Origin of the sequence: Sphaerisporangium rufum (genome assembly GCF_016863395.1) — a bacterium.
GTDB classification, from domain to species: domain Bacteria; phylum Actinomycetota; class Actinomycetes; order Streptosporangiales; family Streptosporangiaceae; genus Sphaerisporangium; species Sphaerisporangium rufum.
On record NZ_BOOU01000174.1, the window covers coordinates 1 to 513 of the forward strand.

At 68.6% G+C, this 513-nt stretch carries 1 protein-coding gene; it reads left to right on the forward strand.

Annotation, left to right across the window (positions count from 1 at the left end; genetic code table 11):
• A partial coding sequence (locus Sru01_RS35210) for an RNA-guided endonuclease InsQ/TnpB family protein (RefSeq protein WP_203995320.1) occupies positions 1–477 on the forward strand: 477 nt, incomplete at its 5' end.
• Positions 478–513 lie beyond the last annotated feature (36 nt).

The window sequence follows — 513 nt, forward strand, 5'->3', positions numbered from 1 at the left end:
CGCAGGCGCAAGGCCGTCGCCCGCGTGGCCGTGCTGCACGCCAAGGTCCGCCGTCAACGCCGCGATGGCGCGCACAAGGCCGCCCTCGCGCTGGTCCGCGACTACGACGTCATCGCCCACGAGGACCTGCGGATCGCGAACATGACCCGCTCGGCGTCCGGCACGATCGACGCGCCCGGCCGTAACGTCGCTCAAAAGTCCGGCCTCAACCGTTCGATTCTGGACGCGGGTTGGGGGGTGTTCCTGACGATCCTGTCGCACAAGGCTGAAAGCGCCGGTCGAGAGCTGATCGCGGTGAACCCCGCCAACACCTCCCGCACCTGTGCCCGTTGCGGGCACGTGGCCAAGGAGAACCGTGTCACCCAAGCCGAGTTCCGGTGCGTGGCATGCGGGCATGCCACGCACGCCGACGTCAACGCGGCCAAGAACATCCTCAGGGCAGGGCTTGCCCTTCGCGACGCCGCGCAAGCGGCTTAACGAGAAGCCGCCTCCTTCAGGAGGCGGAGGAGTCAC